The sequence below is a fragment of the Pyrococcus yayanosii CH1 genome, assembly GCF_000215995.1.
Classification (GTDB): domain Archaea; phylum Methanobacteriota_B; class Thermococci; order Thermococcales; family Thermococcaceae; genus Pyrococcus; species Pyrococcus yayanosii.
The window spans coordinates 209,793-223,663 of record NC_015680.1; the positions used below are offsets into that span (position 1 = coordinate 209,793).

A 13,871-nucleotide genomic window follows, 5' to 3' on the forward strand; every position below is an offset into this window, starting at 1 on the left:
AGAAAGCGGGTGTGATGTCATGATAATAGTCAAGCTCGGAGGAAGCGTCATAAGCGACAAGAAGGTAGAGTTTTCGTTCAGGGAGGATGTCGTTAGGCGCATCGCCCGGGAAATAGCCGAGTTCTTTCCAGAGAAGAGGTTCATGATCGTGCACGGTGGGGGTTCTTTTGGACACCCCCTCGCGAAGAAGTTCAGAATAAGGGAGGGCCTGACCGATGATTCGAAGCGGTTTGGCTTCTCCGCAACCCATCTGGCCATGCTTGATCTCAGCGGCAGGATCGTGAGGGCATTCCTCGATGAAGGCCTTCCAGCCTTTCCGGTTTCCACCTCCTCGGTCTTCGTGACGGAGAACGGCGAAGTTGTCCACGGCGACCTAACAGTTGTGGAGATGCTCCTTGGCCTGGGGTTCATTCCGGTTCTTTTCGGGGACGTCTCCGTTGATGTGAAGAAGGGAATAGACATACTCTCGGGCGACCAGATAATAGCCTACTTGGCTCGAAAACTAAGGCCCGAGAAGGTCATATTCCTCATGGACGTTGGCGGGATATATGCCGGGAAGCCGGGGGAAGCCTCCCTGGTGGAGAAGCTACGGCCTGGGGACATAGAAGGCCTCATAGAGAGGCTCTCCGGTGCGGCCGGCATAGACGTGACGGGAGGCATTGCAAACAAACTGAGAAAGGCGAGGGAGATAGCGGAGTACTCGGAGGTCTGGTTTGTCAACGGCCTCGTTCCCGGGAGGCTGGCCGGGGCAATTAGGGGCGACACAACTGGAACTGTGGTTTCCAAAAGACCATGACAATCTTAAAGCGCCTGTTTGGGAGCCCTTGAGGGCACCATCTTCCATCTCCTCTTCGCCTCCAAAAACCTCTTAACCCTGCCCGCTCTTTCCTATTTGGTGATCGTCATGGGGCCCTTCGATAAGGAGGAGCTCACGGTCATTAGGAAGTTTGAGCACATAGAGCACTGCCTCACGAAGAACGTCCAGGCTCACGTGAGCAACGGCTTTGAGGACGTGCATTTCGTCCATATGAGCCTTCCCGAAATAGATAAGGATGAGATCGACCTGAGCGTTGAGTTCCTTGGTAGGAAGTTTGACTACCCGATAATGATTGCCGCCATGACTGGCGGCACTAAGGGCTCCCAGCTGGCCGCCAAGATAAACAAGACCCTTGCGAAGGCCGCCCAAGAACTTAACATTCCCATGGGCGTTGGAAGTCAGAGGGCCATGATAAGGAAGCCAGAGACGTGGGAGAGCTACTATGTCCGGGATGTGGCCCCTGACGTCTTTTTGGTTGGCAACCTTGGGGCGGCCCAGTTTAGTGAAAATGCCGCGGAGCGCTACGGCATTGAGGAAGCTATAAAGGCCGTCGAGACAATCCAGGCCGATGCTTTGGCAATCCACATGAACCCCCTTCAAGAGAGCGTCCAGCCCGAAGGCGACACGACATACAGGGGCGTTTTGAAGGCGTTAGCCGAGCTCAAGGCCGAGTTCCCGTATCCGATAATAGCAAAGGAGACTGGGGCTGGTGTCTCGATGGAGATTGCCGTGAGGCTCGAGGCCATCGGGATAGATGCGATAGATGTGGGTGGGCTCGGTGGGACAAGCTGGAGCGCCGTCGAATACTACAGGGCCAAGGACGAGCTCGGTAGGAGGCTTGCTCTAAGGTTCTGGAATTGGGGGATAAAAACTGCCATAAGCGTCGCCGAGGTTCGGTATGCAACTGATCTCCCAATAATAGCGACCGGCGGCATGCGGGATGGGATAACCATGGCCAAGGCCCTCGCCATGGGAGCCTCTCTCGTGGGCGTTGCCCTTCCCCTCCTCAAGCCAGCAGTGAAGGGGGACGTCGAGGAAGTCATAAAAATCCTGAAGTGCTATATCGAGGAGATTAGGAACGCGATGTTCCTAGTGGGGGCGAGGAACGTCGAAGAGCTCAGGAGAGTCCCGCTTGTGATCACGGGATTCACGAGGGAATGGCTTGAGGAGAGGATAAACTTAAGGGAGTACCTGAGGGCCAGGAGGAGCACACCTTTTTAAACCTACCCTAAGAGGTAAGAGCAACGTGGTCCCATGCCCTCGGGCTGGGAGGAGAGAGAATGATAAGGATTTACACTCTTGGAGGCTATGAGGAAGTGGGAAAAAACATGACGGCCGTCGAGTACAACGGTGAGGTTATCATAATCGATATGGGTATCAGGCTCGATCGCGTCCTTATACACGAGGACGTTGAATTTCAAAAGATGAGCTCCAAGGAGCTGAGAAAACTTGGTGCGATCCCAGACGACAGGCCCATAAGGGACAAGAAGGTTGTTGCCATAGCCCTCTCACACGGCCATCTCGACCACATAGGTGCTGTTGCCAAGCTCGCCCCCCACTACCCAGATGTGCCCGTATATGGCACCCCCTATACCATTCGGCTCGCCAAGAGTGAGGTCAAGGGGGAGCAGTACTTCGAGGTTACGAACCCGATGTTCGAGACGAACTACGGTGAGATAGTTCAGGTGAGCGAGAATCTCGCCATAGAATTCGTCCAGATAACACACTCAATTCCCCACTCTTCCATCGTCGTTATCCACACGCCCGAAGGAGCTGTGGTATATGCCTGTGACTATAAGTTCGATAACAACCATCCCTACGGCGAAAAGCCCGACTACAAGCGTTTGAAGGAGCTCGGCCAGGAAAGCGTTAAGGTCCTCATAGCTGAATCTACAAGGGTTGCCGAAGAGACAAAAACGCCAAGCGAGGCAGTCGCGAAGATGCTCTTAGAGGATTTTTTCCTTTACGAGGGCATGGAGGCTGATGGTCTTATAGCCACAACGTTCGCTTCCCACATAGCCCGCCTCCAAGAGCTTATAGAGATAGCCAATAAGATGGGTCGCCAAGCAATATTCATCGGTCGCTCCCTTGCCAAGTACACTGGCATAGCCAAGCAACTTGGGTTGATAAAGATGAAGGGTTCTCGTGTCTTGAGGAGTCCCAATGCCATAAGTAAGGTCCTGAAGGAGGTCTCTCAAGCGAGGGAGAACTACCTTCTAGTTGTCACTGGACACCAGGGGGAGCCTGGAGCAATACTGACGAGGATGGCCGGTGGTGAGCTCTACGACATAGGAAAGAGGGATACCGTTGTTTTCTCCGCTGGCGTGATTCCGAACCCGCTCAACGTAGCCCAGCGTTACGCCCTCGAGACGAAGCTGAGGATGAGGGGCGTAAGGATGATAAAGAACCTTCACGTTTCAGGTCACGCGAGTAGAGAGGATCATCGCTATCTTATTAGACTGTTAAATCCTGAGTATATAGTTCCCGCACACGGGGAGTTTAGAATGCTCACCCACTACGCTGAGCTGGCCGAGGAGGAGGGCTACATGATTGGAAAAGATGTTTTCGTGGCAAGGAACGGTCATCGAGTTGACATATAGGGGGGATTGGGATGAAGTACGACGCCCTCTTTAAGAGGATTAAAGAGAAGGCCAAGCTCGTTGATGAGAAGATGTTCGAACTAATACCCGAGAAGGAGCCGGCTGTTCTCTACGAGGCCGCCCGCCACTACCCTCTCGCCGGCGGAAAGCGCGTCAGGCCCTTTGTCGTTCTAACTGCAGCTGAAGCCGTCGGTGGCGACCCCTCGAAGGCCCTCTACCCGGCGGTTGCCATAGAGCTCATCCACAACTACTCCCTCGTCCACGATGATATAATGGATATGGACGAGACGAGGCGTGGAAGGCCAACGGTCCATAAGCTCTGGGGCATCAATATGGCCATCCTGGCAGGCGACCTCCTCTTCAGCAAGGCATTCGAGGCTATTTCTGGGGCAGATGTTGACGCCGAGAAGAAGGCGAGAATTCTCGAGACGATAGTTAGGGCATCGAACGAGCTCTGCGAAGGTCAAGCGATGGATCTCGAGTTTGAGAAGAGAGAAACCGTAACTATCGAGGAGTATATGAGGATGATAAGCGGCAAGACCGGGGCACTCTTCGAGGCTGCTGCCAAGGTCGGTGCCATCGTTGGAACCGAGAACGAGGAGTACATAGGGTCCCTTGCCCGCTGGGGTCGCAACGTCGGCATAGCGTTCCAGATATGGGACGACGTTCTTGATCTTATCGCCGATGAGAAGAAGCTGGGCAAGCCCGTTGGAAGTGACATAAGGAAGGGCAAGAAGACCCTTATAGTGGCTCACTTCTTCGAGAGAGCAGATGAGAGAGATAGGGAGAGATTCCTCAGGGTCTTTGGCAAGTTCGCGGGCGACGTCAGGGGGAGGGGCATAATCGAGGAGGATGTCAAGGCCGAGGTTATGGAGGCCATAGAGCTCCTTAAGGCCTACGGGAGCATAGACTACGCCGCCAGCTATGCAAAGAAGCTCATTAGGGAGGCCAATGAGTCACTGAAGATTCTTCCAGAGAGCGAAGCCAGGAAGGACCTAGAGCTCCTAGCCGAGTTCATCGTTGAGAGAGACCACTAAAGAAATCCTTAAATTCGACGAAGGAGAGAGTCTGGTCGATGAAGTTCGGTATAGTGGCTCGAAGGGATAGGGAGGAGGCTCTCAAGCTCGCCTACCGCGTTTATGATTTTCTCAAGGTCAGCGGTTATGATGTCGTGGTTGATATGGATACATATAAGCACTTTCCCCACTTTGATGAGGGAGATGTCCTGCCCCTCGAGGAGTTCGATGTGGACTTCATAATCGCGATAGGCGGGGACGGGACGATACTAAGGGTTGAGCACCACACAAAGAGGGACATCCCGATACTAAGCGTAAACATGGGAACCCTTGGCTTCCTCACGGAAGTGGAGCCTAGCGAGACATTCTTCGCAATAAATAGGCTCCTCGAAGGTGATTACTACATCGACGAGAGGATAAAGCTAAGGACGTTCATAGACGGCAAGGGGAACATTCCCGACGCTCTCAACGAGGTCGCAATCCTAACGGGCGTCCCCGGAAAGATAATCCACCTTAAGTACTACGTGGATGGGGGACTGGCGGACGAAGTCAGAGCTGACGGTCTCGTCGTCTCGACTCCCACGGGCTCCACAGGCTACGCTATGTCCGCGGGCGGCCCTTTCCTTGACCCAAGGCTTGACACGATGGTAATAGTTCCCCTCCTCCCGATGCCGAAAACTTCAGTTCCCATAGTCATTCCGGGAACATCAACGGTAGAAATCGAGCTGATCACGGAGAGAGAGATAATCTTGGTTGTGGACGGGCAGTACTATGAGCACCTTCCGTCAAATGTCTGGATCACCGTTAAGAAGAGCCCAAGAAAGGCCAAGTTCGTTCGCTTCAGCCGGGAGATATACCCCAAGTATACGATGAAGATAAAGGAGAGACACTAGCGGAGAGGCTTCATGTAGCTGGCCGCCTTCAGGATATCGCTGAAGACGCCGCTTGCCGTAACCTTCCCTCCTCCGCCGGGCCCCTTAATAACGAGCTCTCCTAGAAGGTCTGTCCTTATGACCGCGGCGTTGAGAACGCCTTCCGTTAGCAGGGGGCTGCCCTCGGAGAGTCTTTTTGGTTGAACCCTAATCCTTCCCTTGGACACCTCTGCAATGAGCCTTACCCTTCTTGCGTCCGTGACCTCCCTTATCCCCTTCACCTCGACCTCCTCAGCCTCCTGACCAAAGGCCACCCAGTGCAGTATTTTGGCCTTGTGCATAGCATCTATCCCGTCTATATCCTTCGAGGGGTCCTCTTCAAGTATCCCCTGCTCTTTAGCCTTCTCCACAGCCTTCTCAAAGGAAGAGCCGCGTTCCATCTCCGTAAGTATGAAGGTCGTGCTGGCGTTGAGGACGGCCTCGATTGAGAGTACGTCATCGCCAAGCAGGTTCTCCCTGAGCAGTCCGATTACGGGCGTTCCTGCCATCACGGTGGCCTCAAAGAATAGGCCTGCACCGCCCTCCTCAGCGGCTTTCATGAGCTCGCGATAGTGATTCGCGATGGGAGGCTTGTTGCTGGTCACGACGCCTATCCCTTCCTTCAGTGCCGTCTCGTACATGGAAAAGGCCTCGTCGTGGCTGCTGACGTCAACAAGTATGTCCGGTCTGACCTCCTGAACGAGCTCCTCGGGTGAGAAGTCGAAAACCTCGTATTCGTCCCATGCGCTCAGCCTTCCCATCGTTTCCTTGACCTCTTTGGCTTCTAGGGGGTCGATGTCGCCCCATATTGTGCCGCTCCTGTCTGTTATCGAGACGATTCTCAATTCAACCCCAAACCTCCTTCCCCTCTCCGCCATTATTTCGGCCAGTGCTCTTCCAACAGTTCCAAACCCGAAAATTGAGACCCTAACAACTTTCATGGTGGATACCTAGGGGATAATGGTAATAAAGTTTCCCTCAAACTGGAATGTTGATGAAGTATCGCTTTGACCTCCGGAAGCATGAAAAGGGAGTAATGATCCTTGCGGTGCTCCTGTTCCTACTTTCCCTTTCTCTTTCGCCTCCAGTAAGATGGCCACCCTACTCGCTCCTCGAATACGTGATCTACTGCTCCATAGCTCCTGTTCTGCTAGTCATAGCCCTTCATGAAGGGCTCCATGCAGTCGTCGCAAGGCTTCAGGGAGCAAGGGTGGAGTTCGGAATAACTAAGCTCGGCAAGAGCTGGGTTGCGATGGCCCCGTATACGGCCGTCAGAACTCCACTCCCGGTAAAGATGTGGATTCCGGTGCTTCTAGCACCCTTCAGTCTTTCTCCGCTTTTCTACATCCTTGGCTCGGCTACAGGCTCTCCGATCTGGGTGATGGCGTTTTTAATAAACACATCCGGTCTCGCTGGAGATATCGTGGTGCTCCTCGTACTCATTAGAATGCCAAAAGATGCTCTTGTAGTGGACGAAGGGATTGAGATGGTCTCGGAAATTCCGTTCCCGGAACCTTGGCCAGAACTGTTAAGGCTCGGCAAGTAGCTAGCCGACCGGTGGATGCTCTGCCCCTTTCCTCCACTTTTCGTACGCTTCATCCCACCGCTTTAAAAGTTCGGCACGCTTTTGTTCGTCCTTTATCCCCTTGAGGTACTCCCGCGGGATATAGGCGAGATAATTGGGGTAAAGCTGGCTCAAAGGTTCCGCTTTCTATTACCTCTCCACTGGCTTTCTCCACAAGCTCCTTCAGCCGTTCCAGAGGAAGGTAATGCAGGTCGTCCTTTCTCCCGAAAAGGGCTTCAAAAATTTCTTCACGCAGGTTGTACAGCTCAAGATGAGCCCTCTGTCTCTCGTTCTTCGCAATAGGCAAGCAATCCGGAGGTAGAGGCGGCTCGTTCCGGAGCGGAATCCTTGATAGGACATCTCTCCTAAACGTCTCCTCGTCAACGGACATGGAAAACACCCAAAAGTGCTAAAACGGCTGTCTTTAAGGCGTTTTCGGAGAAAATGTTGTATAAGATGGGGGAGAATTAATGGCAGGTCAAAAATCTCTAGGATCAAAACAGCTAACACCTCTCTTGACTAATTTTTCTCTCGGTCTCCCGAGGAAAAGCAGTGAGGAGGATGATCACCCCAAATACAAGAAGAGGGAATTTAAATTAGAGCCCTGCTGAGCTCTACTGCATCTCTCCAGTCGAGAATTTCGGCATTTTCTGGAGCTCTTGGCAAGTCATTTCTATCCGGAACTATGAGGAGTTTTTTCTTGGCGTTAATTTCTTCAAATTTTTCTTCAACCTTCCTGATATCCTTTTCTTTAATTTTCTCCTTCCATTTAACCTCGGCAACCAAATGGAGCTTTCTATTTTTCAACAGGGCAACATCTACTTCCAGATCAGGCATTTCAATCCTGATTGGTTGCAAAGAATAGTGTTTTACCAACAACCTCTCAAAGAATCTCTCAACGTAGTGCGGCATTTTTTCCCTAAAAATCCTCTCAACGGTTTCATCTGGAAGCTCAGTTTCGAAGAATCCATATTTGGCGTTTAGGTAATATGCGAAATCCACTACAGGGGACAGATGTCGGTACTTGAATATTTTCTTTCTCTTCCCGAAGAGCGAAATTCTCTCGAGGATTCCCATGTTGACAAGGGTCTCAAGGTATGGAGCGACTGCACTGTGGGTTTCCTTTTCTATGAGTCCTCGCGAATACAGCTCCTTGGCTATCTCTCCTGAACTTGACTTGCCATCCGCAACAGTCTCGAGTATTGCCGAATATCTTCTCGTTAATTCTCGCTCTTCTTCTGTGAATATCTCACCAATTAAGCTGGGAACGTTTCCCTTCAGGGTTGATCCAAGGGTTGAGAAAACTCTCTCACCCAAACTTTCAACGGCTGGAGCTAACCAGGGTTCCTGAACGAGAACAGCAAGCTCTACCATGGCTTTTCCTTTATATCCCAACTCATTAACAAAGTTAATCGCATCCCTCGGATCAACTAAGCTCAGCTCCCTTACATAGAAAAGCCCCAGCAGAGGACTATTGTTCCCTATAAGCTTTTTGAAATAGTGCCTCGTTGAAGTTATAAGGATGAGCCCACCCCTTCCTGACAATCCCTGGAGAATTGAGAAAAATGACTCGCCGAGCCGGTGGAACTCGTCAATGACGATTCTCCCTTGGTCCAGGAGAAGGGGGAGCACTCGCATGAACTCGGAGAAAGAATATATCTCTCCTTTTTTTATTTCAAATATCTCCCTACCGCTCGTTACAATGAAGTAATGGGAATATTTTGCCCTCTCTCTGATGTAGAAGGTCTTCCCAGTTTTCCTTCTTCCGTAAATTAGCAACCATCTTACGTTCAGGACATCTCTAAGCTCGCGACGTTCAATAATTTTCACTATGCTAATCACCATTATGCTAATTTTGGTTAGCCTTATATAAATATTGCGATATGGGGAGGCAATAGATGTTAGGATCAAATCCTTAATTAGCCTCTTTCATAAGCTCTGCCATTGCGGCCTTGAAGTCCCTCTTCTCTGCAACAACTTCAACAACGCGCCTCGCGCGGGATGTAGGCGAGGTAGTGCAGGAGGTCTGGCTCGAAGGTTACTTTCTCTCGTCAGTTTTAAGCTGGATTATTCTGTGTTTTAAACCCGTCTAGGATGTCATTTCCCCGAAGAAGCTCCAGCAAGAACGATCAACAGCAACGACGCGACCGGTTTCGCCGACGAGGTAAGTGAGGGGGACCCCACAATGATAAATACGGAGAGCCGTATAAAGCTATATATGTTAACACTTGGAACCACGCTATGAGGATTCGAATCCAGACTTACAGAAAAAAGCTATGGAAACCTGGAGATTATCCCACAAAGGAGGGAACAAGAGAGGATGCCGAAAACGATTATTAATTGAGGTGACTCTAATGCGTGAAAAACTCTTAAAGAGCATCCTTTTAATTTTCTTTTTAGCTTTGTGGTTTTTTCATGGTTAGATAAAGTGTACCTTTTAGAACTCGTATCTTTATTAGGAATCTCCCTGCCCATTGTCGTTTTAACGCTGGGAAAAGCATGGTACTGGGTTACGATTCTCATGGCATTGCCTGCCTATTATCTCGGTTCACTGCTCAGACTATCAAGGAGGCCTTTGGAGGCACTGGTAATTTCAGCTCTGATGTTTGCTCCGTTCGTGGTTTTATCCAGTTTGGACTTTTATACATGGATTATCCTGGCTAATTATGGCTGAGGGTGGCGTCTCTAGTTATCCTTGTGCCTGTTTATCCTATCATTGCATGGGTTGCAATGACTTTTAAAAGAAAGAAAAGCCATCACTCCACGTAAACTGCAGGCTTCAGAGGCATCGCCTGTTTTTTCTTTCCGCCCTTGTCCTCCTTCGGGTTAATGACTATCTCCAAGCCAAGCTCCTTCTCTATGAACTCCTTCGCCTCTCTCAGGACCTTCTCCTCGTCTATCCTCTTGACATCGAAAGCTCTCTCCTTAATTAGCCTCTGAACTATCTTCGCAACCTCCTTGCCGTGCTTCCTTATCTCTTCATCTTTCATGAGCTCTGCCATTGCGGCCTTGAAGTCCCTCTTCTCTGCAACAACTTCAACAACACGCCACTTCCATTCTGGGGCAGTGTAGATGTAAGCCCTCTTCGGGTTCTCTATCTTTGCCACCTCGACGATCTCTTTTATGTCCTCTATGAGAGACTTAATGAATTCCTCGCCAATCTCAAGGGCCTCGTTCCACCATTCCTTCCTGGGTTCAGGCCACTTCGCTAGGCTGACGAATCCCTCTCCGCCGAGCTTCTCCCAGAGCTCCTCGCATATGTGGGGCGTGAACGGTGCCATCAGCCTAACCCAAACGTCTGCAAGTGTTCTCAGGACGTAGCGCTTGGCGGCATCATCTCGTCCCTCTGTCCTCCTCAGGTACCAGCGCAGGTCGTTCATGATAGTGTAGAAGGCCCACTGGACAGCGGTTCTGGTCCTGAACTCCTCCAGAGCCTTGGTGGTTCCCTCAATGGATTTGTTCAGCCTGTGGAGCATCCAGCGGTCAATGCTCTTCAGCTCAATACCTTCCTTGGCCTCATAGCTTGCAAACTCGCTCACGAGTTCGTAGAACCTCTCGACCTGTTTCCTGAGCTTTCCGACTTCCTTCCTGCGCCAATCAAAATCACTATCGTGCTCGGCAAGGCTCATTATGTATAGCCTGACGACATCTGCTCCGTTCTCCTCGATGGCGTCGATGAAGTTCAGCACGTTGCCCTTGCTCTTGCTCATCTTCTGACCCTCGAGCGTTCCGAAGCCATTCACCGCTATGCCCCTTGGCCAGTGCTCCCTTCTGAAGAGGGCTACGTGATTGAAGATGAAGAACGTCAGGTGGTTTGGTATCAGGTCTTTGGCGGAACAGCGCCAGTCTAATGGATACCAGTACTCGAACTCCTCCTTCATCTCGTGGATAATCTCAGCCGGAATTCCGGTCTTCTCGGCTAGCTCTTTCTCCTTGGCCTCGCTGAAGCCCTCCCTGAATATGTAGTCGAAGAACTCAGGCGTGAGCTTCTCGGGGTCGAGTTTATCCTCCTCGCGGAGCTTGTTTATGTGCCTGCTAATCGTGTAGTAAGCCATGTAAATCGTTGAATCACTCAGACTCTCAATGACCCACTCGGGGTCCCAGGGTAGAGGAGTTCCCAGCCCCACTTTTCTGGCGCAGGCCTTCTTGTCGAGCCATTCGATGACGGCCTCGAACTGGGCTCTGCGGCTCTCGGGATAGATGGTCATCTGGTCGAGTGCCTCCTTTGCCTTAGCCTTCCACTCAGGGTTCCCGTAATCGATAAACCACTGGTCGTGGATTATCTTGATGACGGCCCGATTTCCAAAGCGGCTTATCACGTTCTTCTCCGCGAACTCGTACATTATCTCGGCGATACCCTTCTCCTGGAGCTCCTTTGCGATGAGCTCCTTTACCTCCTGCACCGGTTTGCCAGCGTAGGGCTCGACCTTGAAGATTCCCTTGTGGTACTCGGCCTTGTATATCGTCTTCGTGGCTTGCTCCAGCTTCTCCCTATCCTTCTGGCTCTTTATGCCCAGTTTCTCTACCTCTTCGACGGCCGGGAACTCGCCATAACCCTCGAGCTTTATCAGCGAGATGTAGCTTATCTCCTCGACGACCCTTGGGTCTATGTCGTACTTGAGCAAAATCTCCGTCTCCCTCTTCAAATCCTCCAAAGCCACGTGGTCGAAGGGTGCATGCGCTGGAACGCTCATGACAACTCCGGTCGCGTTGTCAGGATCGACGAACTCGGCCGGCAGTATTATGACCTCGTCGCCAGTCACCAGATTTCTCACGTATTTTCCTATCAGCTTCTCGCCCTTGAACTCCTCTAAAATTTCAATCTCCCTGTCCTGGAAGGAGAGCTTGTAAGCTGCTTCCCTGCTGATTATCCAAGTTTCTTCCCTATCGCCGCGCCTGATCTTTGCTTTGACGTAGATCGCTTCTGGATTCACCCACATGTTGGTGACGCCGTAAACGGTTTCTGGCCTCAGGGTTGCCGCCGGGAGATAAATTACCTCTCCGTCCTCGCGCAGCTCGAACTTTATCAGGACATATTCGAGTATTGGGACGTCCTCGCCCTCCATGAGGTCGTGGTCGCCCAGCGGCGTGCCCACGACCGGGTCCCACCTGACGCGGTGAGCCCCCTTGACTATGTAGCCCATCTCTTTCAGCCTGATGAACTGCCACTCGATGAACTTGCTGAAGGGCGGGAACAGGCTCGTGGTGTGGAACTCCCTGCTCCAATCAACGCTGAATCCTGCCCTGATGAAGGTCTCTTTTGCTGCTCTCATGAAGTACTTCACGATGTTCACGGGGTCCTCGAAGGTCCAGAGTATCTCTTCGGGCACCTTGTAAACGTCCCTGTAAATCCAGATGGTCTTGGGGTCGCGGTTCTTTATTCTCTCGGCTATTCCAACTATCGGGGCCCCGGTGATGTGCCAGCCCATCGGGAACAGCACGTTGTAGCCCTGCATTCTCTTGAAGCGTGCTATGACGTCGGGAATAGTGTAGGTTCTGGCGTGGCCGACGTGCAAATGTCCGGAAAGGTATGGGAAGGCCACCGTTATGTAGAACTTGGGCTTCCTTGGGTCCCTCTGAGGCTCGAAGACCTTCTCCTCCAGCCATCTTTTCTGCCACTTCTCCTCGATGGCCTTGAAGTTAAGTTCAGCCATGTTCATACCCCCCGAAGCTTTTCAAAAGAGCCAGACTCTAGAATAGGCGGATTATTGGGGGAATCAGGCATCGGTGCCGAGACGGAGAACTCGATCCCCCCTCATGGGCATCGCCATGGGTTCCGGCTCCCGGGTATTTAAGGTTTTTGGAAAATTTTAAAGCCCTCCTGGACGACATTCCCCGATGCCACTCGCCGAGTACGTTGACCTCTTGATGCTCATCGTATCCCTTCTCACGTCTGCCTATCTCTTCACTGCCTATCTTAAAGCATCTAAGGAATACACGCTCTTTGGGGCCTTTGGATGGGCAATGTTGGCCTTCCATGAGGCCATGAGACTGTTTAACGGGCTTGAATTTCTCCAAGAAGGCCTGCTCTACGGCTTCTCCCTCGGGACATCCCTCTACATACTGTCAATCGTGGAGGAGCTCTCTCCCACCGCTATCCGCCTCTTTAAGCTGTTCCTGCTAATCCCACTGGTTCACATCGTCTACCGCCTCCTGTGGGTGATCATGGGGATAAAATACCCGGGTGTCGGAGGAATAGCGGGGGATTCGGGGACGATACTCTTAATCTCAGCCTATGTCGTGTGGAGAGTCCTTGGAAGGGAGGGTAGGCTCATGGCCCTCTCGGCGGTTCCCCTTTCCGTAGCCCTCCTCCTCTACAAAATCTGCCACAGCACGTACGTGGAGCTGGTTCTGGTGGCCATTGGTGCCGTCATGCTCTCTTGGGTGACCGTGAGGACGTCTTCGAGGGTGTTATTCAGGCCTGGTAGTGAGGGCTCGGCTGACCTCCCCAAGGGACTTCTCATGCTTCCCGAGAGGGAGTTCAGGGTGATGCTCAAGGATCTTGAGGATAATTCTCTTCTTCTGTTCACGCGGGAGGTGAGGGACTACCCGGAATCCTGGACGGTGTTCTACGTTACCAACGCTCCAACTGCTAACTCCGTTCGCCCCACCTCCCTGGAGAAGATGACACATCTGGCGGTTCGCTACCTGAGGGAGGCCAGGGAAATGGGAACGAGGGGTATTGTTGCTCTGGACTGCTTGGAATATCTCCGGATGTACAACGACTTCTCATCGCTCCTAAAGTTCCTCCACAATCTGAGGGACTACGCTATTGTGGAGGTGGGAACGGCGCTGGTGTCCTTCGTCCCGGAGGCTTGGGATGAAAGGGAAAGGGCCCTGCTTATGGGGGTTAGCTAGGGCGGTTTAATTAAGCGCCGAAGTGATCGTTCCTACTTGTTGGCCGAGGTGGAGTGCACTGGGGGTTCTGGAACCCTCGAAATCGTTGATCTCTTTAGTGGTGAG

At 51.9% G+C, this 13,871-nt stretch carries 11 protein-coding genes; 7 read left to right on the forward strand and 4 right to left on the reverse strand.

Going from position 1 to position 13,871, the window contains the following annotated elements; genetic code table 11:
• Positions 1 to 19: 19 nt before the first annotated feature.
• The 5 genes from PYCH_RS01240 (at position 20) to PYCH_RS01260 (ending at position 5,326) form a co-directional block, all read left to right on the forward strand.
• On the forward strand, positions 20 to 796 hold the full coding sequence (locus PYCH_RS01240) for an isopentenyl phosphate kinase (protein WP_013905019.1): 777 nt from the start codon (positions 20 to 22) through the stop codon (positions 794 to 796).
• A 108-nt stretch (positions 797 to 904) separates the two neighbouring features.
• On the forward strand, positions 905 to 2,038 hold the full coding sequence (gene fni, locus PYCH_RS01245) for a type 2 isopentenyl-diphosphate Delta-isomerase (RefSeq protein WP_013905020.1): 1,134 nt from the start codon (positions 905 to 907) through the stop codon (positions 2,036 to 2,038).
• Between the two features lie 59 nt (positions 2,039 to 2,097).
• The gene (locus PYCH_RS01250; protein ID WP_013905021.1) at positions 2,098 to 3,417 is read left to right on the forward strand and encodes an RNase J family beta-CASP ribonuclease; all 1,320 of its coding nucleotides are present in this window, start codon (positions 2,098 to 2,100) and stop codon (positions 3,415 to 3,417) included.
• A gap of 11 nt (positions 3,418 to 3,428) precedes the next feature.
• Positions 3,429 to 4,454 (forward strand): polyprenyl synthetase family protein, encoded by a 1,026-nt coding sequence (locus PYCH_RS01255; protein WP_013905022.1) that lies wholly within the window; start codon positions 3,429 to 3,431, stop codon positions 4,452 to 4,454.
• Between the two features lie 38 nt (positions 4,455 to 4,492).
• Positions 4,493 to 5,326 (forward strand): NAD(+) kinase, encoded by an 834-nt coding sequence (locus tag PYCH_RS01260; protein ID WP_013905023.1) that lies wholly within the window; start codon positions 4,493 to 4,495, stop codon positions 5,324 to 5,326.
• On the opposite strand, the gene PYCH_RS01265 is transcribed toward PYCH_RS01260, so the two are convergent.
• Positions 5,323 to 6,285, reverse strand: coding sequence for a homoserine dehydrogenase (locus PYCH_RS01265; RefSeq protein ID WP_013905024.1), 963 nt, complete (start codon positions 6,283 to 6,285; stop codon positions 5,323 to 5,325). The genes PYCH_RS01260 and PYCH_RS01265 overlap by 4 nt on opposite strands.
• Before the next feature lie 53 nt (positions 6,286 to 6,338).
• On the opposite strand from PYCH_RS01265, the gene PYCH_RS01270 reads away from it, so the two are divergent.
• The gene (locus tag PYCH_RS01270; RefSeq protein WP_013905025.1) at positions 6,339 to 6,890 is read left to right on the forward strand and encodes a DUF3267 domain-containing protein; all 552 of its coding nucleotides are present in this window, start codon (positions 6,339 to 6,341) and stop codon (positions 6,888 to 6,890) included.
• Positions 6,891 to 6,939: 49 nt separating this feature from the next.
• Here the strand turns inward: PYCH_RS01270 and PYCH_RS01275 are convergent, their stop codons facing one another.
• The 3 genes from PYCH_RS01275 to leuS all read right to left on the reverse strand — a co-directional run bounded on the left by PYCH_RS01275 (position 6,940) and on the right by leuS (position 12,562).
• Positions 6,940 to 7,308, reverse strand: coding sequence for a hypothetical protein (locus PYCH_RS01275; protein ID WP_148236178.1), 369 nt, complete (start codon positions 7,306 to 7,308; stop codon positions 6,940 to 6,942).
• A 191-nt stretch (positions 7,309 to 7,499) separates the two neighbouring features.
• The gene (locus tag PYCH_RS01280) at positions 7,500 to 8,753 is read right to left on the reverse strand and encodes an ATP-binding protein (protein ID WP_048058142.1); all 1,254 of its coding nucleotides are present in this window, start codon (positions 8,751 to 8,753) and stop codon (positions 7,500 to 7,502) included.
• Between the two features lie 911 nt (positions 8,754 to 9,664).
• Positions 9,665 to 12,562: a leucine--tRNA ligase gene (leuS, locus tag PYCH_RS01285; RefSeq protein ID WP_013905028.1), complete on the reverse strand. Its 2,898-nt coding sequence runs from the start codon at positions 12,560 to 12,562 to the stop codon at positions 9,665 to 9,667.
• A gap of 184 nt (positions 12,563 to 12,746) precedes the next feature.
• On the opposite strand from leuS, the gene PYCH_RS01290 reads away from it, so the two are divergent.
• Entirely contained in the window at positions 12,747 to 13,766 is a 1,020-nt protein-coding gene (locus PYCH_RS01290) for a DUF835 domain-containing protein (RefSeq protein WP_013905029.1), read from the forward strand.
• The last annotated feature ends 105 nt before the right edge of the window (positions 13,767 to 13,871 follow it).

Excerpts from the sequence above, each read along its gene's own strand:
- PYCH_RS01240 (WP_013905019.1), top strand. The coding sequence starts at position 20 with ATGATAATAGTCAAGCTCGGAGGAAGCGTCATAAGCGACAAGAAGGTA.
- fni (WP_013905020.1), top strand. The coding sequence starts at position 905 with ATGGGGCCCTTCGATAAGGAGGAGCTCACGGTCATTAGGAAGTTTGAG.
- PYCH_RS01250 (WP_013905021.1), top strand. The coding sequence starts at position 2,098 with ATGATAAGGATTTACACTCTTGGAGGCTATGAGGAAGTGGGAAAAAAC.
- PYCH_RS01255 (WP_013905022.1), top strand. The coding sequence starts at position 3,429 with ATGAAGTACGACGCCCTCTTTAAGAGGATTAAAGAGAAGGCCAAGCTC.
- PYCH_RS01260 (WP_013905023.1), top strand. The coding sequence starts at position 4,493 with ATGAAGTTCGGTATAGTGGCTCGAAGGGATAGGGAGGAGGCTCTCAAG.
- PYCH_RS01265 (WP_013905024.1), bottom strand. The coding sequence starts at position 6,285 with ATGAAAGTTGTTAGGGTCTCAATTTTCGGGTTTGGAACTGTTGGAAGA.
- PYCH_RS01270 (WP_013905025.1), top strand. The coding sequence starts at position 6,339 with ATGAAGTATCGCTTTGACCTCCGGAAGCATGAAAAGGGAGTAATGATC.
- PYCH_RS01280 (WP_048058142.1), bottom strand. The coding sequence starts at position 8,753 with ATGGTGATTAGCATAGTGAAAATTATTGAACGTCGCGAGCTTAGAGAT.
- leuS (WP_013905028.1), bottom strand. The coding sequence starts at position 12,562 with ATGGCTGAACTTAACTTCAAGGCCATCGAGGAGAAGTGGCAGAAAAGA.
- PYCH_RS01290 (WP_013905029.1), top strand. The coding sequence starts at position 12,747 with ATGCCACTCGCCGAGTACGTTGACCTCTTGATGCTCATCGTATCCCTT.